The organism is Escherichia sp. S10b (assembly GCF_028421345.1).
Taxonomy (GTDB): Bacteria; Pseudomonadota; Gammaproteobacteria; order Enterobacterales; family Enterobacteriaceae; genus ECMA0423.
Genome location: NZ_JAHZSO010000065.1, coordinates 1 through 4,254 on the forward strand (window position 1 = coordinate 1; position 4,254 = coordinate 4,254).

6 protein-coding genes and 2 pseudogenes are annotated in these 4,254 nt (G+C 40.4%); 5 read left to right on the plus strand and 3 right to left on the minus strand.

Translation table 11 applies throughout. The features are described from left to right. Positions 1 to 181, plus strand: a pseudogene (locus tag FTE26_RS06005) (hypothetical protein); the annotation flags it as partial. Positions 182 to 252: 71 nt separating this feature from the next. Here the strand turns inward: FTE26_RS06005 and FTE26_RS06010 are convergent. After that, positions 253 to 462, minus strand: coding sequence for a HEAT repeat domain-containing protein (locus tag FTE26_RS06010; RefSeq protein ID WP_000062603.1), 210 nt, complete (start codon positions 460 to 462; stop codon positions 253 to 255). A gap of 391 nt (positions 463 to 853) precedes the next feature. Here FTE26_RS06010 and FTE26_RS06015 point away from each other — a divergent pair, with 391 nt between their 5' ends. Beyond that, entirely contained in the window at positions 854 to 1,030 is a 177-nt protein-coding gene (locus tag FTE26_RS06015; RefSeq protein ID WP_001054897.1) for a hypothetical protein, read from the plus strand. 64 nt (positions 1,031 to 1,094) lie between these two features. On the opposite strand, the gene dqlB is transcribed toward FTE26_RS06015, so the two are convergent. Then, entirely contained in the window at positions 1,095 to 1,190 is a 96-nt protein-coding gene (gene dqlB, locus FTE26_RS06020) for a DinQ-like type I toxin DqlB (RefSeq protein ID WP_000609148.1), read from the minus strand. Positions 1,191 to 1,690: 500 nt separating this feature from the next. Here dqlB and FTE26_RS06025 point away from each other — a divergent pair, with 500 nt between their 5' ends. After that, positions 1,691 to 1,942 carry a hypothetical protein gene (locus FTE26_RS06025; protein ID WP_001291964.1) on the plus strand — a complete coding sequence of 84 codons (252 nt, stop codon included), beginning with the start codon at positions 1,691 to 1,693 and terminating at the stop codon, positions 1,940 to 1,942. Between the two features lie 71 nt (positions 1,943 to 2,013). On the opposite strand, the gene FTE26_RS06030 is transcribed toward FTE26_RS06025, so the two are convergent. Further along, the gene (locus FTE26_RS06030) at positions 2,014 to 2,166 is read right to left on the minus strand and encodes a Hok/Gef family protein (protein ID WP_001387489.1); all 153 of its coding nucleotides are present in this window, start codon (positions 2,164 to 2,166) and stop codon (positions 2,014 to 2,016) included. Positions 2,167 to 2,486: 320 nt separating this feature from the next. Here FTE26_RS06030 and FTE26_RS06035 point away from each other — a divergent pair, with 320 nt between their 5' ends. Both FTE26_RS06035 and FTE26_RS06040 read left to right on the plus strand, forming a co-directional pair. After that, positions 2,487 to 2,861 carry a hypothetical protein gene (locus FTE26_RS06035; protein ID WP_223349261.1) on the plus strand — a complete coding sequence of 125 codons (375 nt, stop codon included), beginning with the start codon at positions 2,487 to 2,489 and terminating at the stop codon, positions 2,859 to 2,861. A gap of 152 nt (positions 2,862 to 3,013) precedes the next feature. Further along, positions 3,014 to 4,171 (plus strand): annotated as a pseudogene (locus tag FTE26_RS06040) (IS1380-like element ISEcp1 family transposase); the annotation flags it as partial. Between the last annotated feature and the right edge of the window lie 83 nt (positions 4,172 to 4,254).

The window sequence follows — 4,254 nt, forward strand, 5'->3', positions numbered from 1 at the left end:
AGGGACAGCTGATAGAAACAGAAGCCACTGGAGCACCTCAAAAACACCATCATACACTAAATCAGTAAGTTGGCAGCATCACCGAGGATATGATTACCCTGTCGACTTTCCTCGCCTGATTCAGGAAAAGCGTAAGGAGTGGGAGCAGATTGCAGGCATACCTGTAGCCGAAGTATTTTAAGATAAGCTCCCTCCATAACAGCCGGTTCAAATGAGCCGGCTTTTGTTCATTACAACAGATAACTTATGCCGTTACCGATAAATTCGACCAAGTGCTTTAATCGCAGCAATTTTTATTTCCATATCATCACTTTGACTCAATCTATGTAATTCACGAGTAATGTTCTCCGCCTGACACCGGCCTTCACCTAATGCATAGATCGCAGCAAGTGTAACGTCTTTTGATTTACTCTTCATCATTTCAAACAAGAAAGTATTAGCTATCGCAGGAGGCATGCTCATAATCAATCCTCTTCATGAAATAAACAATGGCACTCACTTGCAAACAGGAGTCCACTATCGCAAGCGACTCAACTTAGCAATATCTCTCAATTTGAATGAAAAAACCAGATGGCATGTGACAGGGAACCGTCCGCATGATGTCCGTGACCATTTAACCCCATAAGCTAACCTTGTCACAAACGGGCGCAGAACAGCCTGCCAGACAGACAACAAAACAAAAATCCAAGATAAAACATGAATACCGGTATCTCAATGCGAAGAAATAATCTCCGTAGAAACCCCCATGAGAAAAATATCATATGGGAGAAAATCGCAATTATCACAGCCAGCGCATTCATTATTTTCGCTGTGCTCTGGCATTAATTATTTTCAACACAAAAAGGAAAAAACAATGAATCTGGTAGACGCCTTTGTCAAAAAAGTAATATCCGAGCCATATGAAGAATATGGAAAATGGTGGATAGATGTTGAATACATTTCATGGGGTGTTCCCGGGAAAACAAGACTGATGTTTGAGTCAAAGGAGCAGGCACTGGAAGTTAAAGAAGGGTACAAATTTTTAACGTGAGATCTCTTTTTGTTAAAGGGCAGGAAGCGGTAACTCCCTGCCCTTAGTTACGTTTCCAGGCTTATCAGTCGATAAGTTCCCGGATCAGTTCCAGAACAGCAATCAGCGCGTTTGCAACGGCAACTACTGCCCTGAGAACGATGATTAACAGATTAATCATCCGCTTCTCCATCACTGGAGAAAGAACCCCGTTGTTCGCTCTTACACTGCCTGTCACAACGGTTTCTATAGTGTCAGTTATAGACAGTTCTTCTCCGACCAGAGCACCAAAACCAGCACCACCTGATGTTTTGGCCAGGACTTGCAACCTGTTCTTCCCGCTGAACAATATGTCGGACAGAACATGCCTCAGAGCTGACATGCCGAGTATACACTTATCCAGTACTTGCAGAAATATAATTCCAGACGTACTATCTACAAGTCAGTTATAGACAGTTCTTTTCCGACCAGAGCCACCCACTCTGTAACGGAACAGTAAAAAAACCGACCTCACCAGTCGGTTTTTTTACATCTGTTGTTTCTCAAAATCCGCCCGACATGCCCGTCACACCGGGGAAACTCATGCTTTGAATCAGAACCAATCATCTCAACTTTGCCGTCTCCTGAAAAAACTGGCACATTCAGTTCGATAACTACCCATAAATACAGAGAGAAAATCCGATGTCAGAAAAGTGGAGTAAAGAATTCGACTCTTGCTTTCAGGTGGGGAGCATAGAAGAAATTGCCGATGCTCTCGAGAAACGCAGCGGAAGCGAGGAAAACGCGTTAGCCATGCTGGCAATGACAGCCTTCACACTCATGACCCGACGTGGTATCTGCGAAATGCAGAACGTGGCCCCCGATGGCAAAGGCATTCGGCTGGAGCTAATCGGCTTCAGGGAAAATGAAACAATACCAGATACGCTTCATTGAAGAAGAAAGGGCGCAATGAGGTCAGCCTTCGCAACAAAGCGGCGGCAGAAAACCTGCCGCCGTGTTGCCCGTTAACGTTTAACTTCGTAGGCTAACGTTGCCACAAGCACTGTGTTTCCCTGCTGGAGCCGGAGTCCGCAAAGCGAATCCCTCACCATCCAGACAAAACACAGAATCGTCACACAGACGACGATTAACATCATTAAAAACGTTCGCTGTGGCATCATAGCCCCTCCATTGCCTTCCGGCGGTTATCGGGCTACTATAATGTTGTTGAGGCATTACAGTAGAGCCCTTGGTTGATTGATAAAAAAATCTCCAGGGGCTTTCTGCTGTATACCGTCCACAAAACGCTTTCGGCATACAGCCTCAAGCGCCCGCAGCTATTCTAACGACTTTCGTATCTGTAACAATCCTTTTATTATTTGAATGATTCAGCGTTGTTTTTGAAGTTAACAACCAACCCAATACATGGTTCTCTACTTCACAACAACGCATGTTATGCTGATTTTAGTTAATAAAAGAATCCCCTTAGGAGATGGAAATGTCGCAGTTAAAACAACCTATTTTCCTGAAAAAGATAAAAAAAGTCATCAACACAATCCCTGGGCTTGAAGAGCAAATCTTTGCATGCCGAAATAAAAAACGCAGCGACAATCCATTATTATTTATCGACAGAAAAGATGAAGAACGCATACTAATGAGTCGTCTCCAGAGCCAACAAAAAAATGAAGAACTGGCTTCTAAACTAGAATCTTTATTTCATGGAAACGAATTATCGTCACCACACAGTATTTTGTGTTTTATATACTGGCGCTATACAAAGAAAATTTATCGCCTAAGCGAGGACATCATCAGTGATGTGGCTAACACCTATGTTGATAACCTAGATTCTACGTCAGTACTTCAAAAAGCATAATCAAAGCCTTGATAAATATGCATTCCTTCGAAATTCAGCTTTCACCCATTGGGTGAAAGAAAAGTGCTCAAAAATATGTTAAATTATCAGCTTTTATGACTCGATATATGGTAAAATAATAGTAAGAAAAGTAGTAAAAAGGGGTTCTAATTATGATTAATAAAATTGATTTCAAAGCTAAGAATCTAACATCAAATGCAGGTCTTTTTCTGCTCCTTGAGAATGCAAAAAGCAATGGGATTTTTGATTTTATTGAAAATGACCTCGTATTTGATAATGACTCAACAAATAAAATCAAGATGAATCATATAAAGACCATGCTCTGCGGTCACTTCATTGGCATTGATAAGTTAGAACGTCTAAAGCTACTTCAAAATGATCCCCTCGTCAACGAGTTTGATATTTCCGTAAAAGAACCTGAAACAGTGTCACGGTTTCTAGGAAACTTCAACTTCAAGACAACCCAAATGTTTAGAGACATTAATTTTAAAGTCTTTAAAAAACTGCTCACTAAAAGTAAATTGACATCCATTACGATTGATATTGATAGTAGTGTAATTAACGTAGAAGGTCATCAAGAAGGTGCGTCAAAAGGATATAATCCTAAGAAACTGGGAAACCGATGCTACAATATCCAATTTGCATTTTGCGACGAATTAAAAGCATATGTTACCGGATTTGTAAGAAGTGGCAATACTTACACTGCAAACGGTGCTGCGGAAATGATCAAAGAAATTGTTGCTAACATCAAATCAGACGATTTAGAAATTTTATTTCGAATGGATAGTGGCTACTTTGATGAAAAAATTATCGAAACGATAGAATCTCTTGGATGCAAATATTTAATTAAAGCCAAAAGTTATTCTACACTCACCTCACAAGCAACGAATTCATCAATTGTATTCGTTAAAGGAGAAGAAGGTAGAGAAACTACAGAACTGTATACAAAATTAGTTAAATGGGAAAAAGACAGAAGATTTGTCGTATCTCGCGTACTGAAACCAGAAAAAGAAAGAGCACAATTATCACTTTTAGAAGGTTCCGAATACGACTACTTTTTCTTTGTAACAAATACTACCTTGCTTTCTGAAAAAGTAGTTATATACTATGAAAAGCGTGGTAATGCTGAAAACTATATCAAAGAAGCCAAATACGACATGGCGGTGGGTCATCTCTTGCTAAAGTCATTTTGGGCGAATGAAGCCGTGTTTCAAATGATGATGCTTTCATATAACCTATTTTTGTTGTTCAAGTTTGATTCCTTGGACTCTTCAGAATACAGACAGCAAATAAAGACCTTTCGTTTGAAGGGTGATGCTGCCAACTTACTGATTTAGTGTATGATGGTGTTTTTGAGGTGCTCCAGTGGCTTCTGTTTCTATCAGCTGTCCCT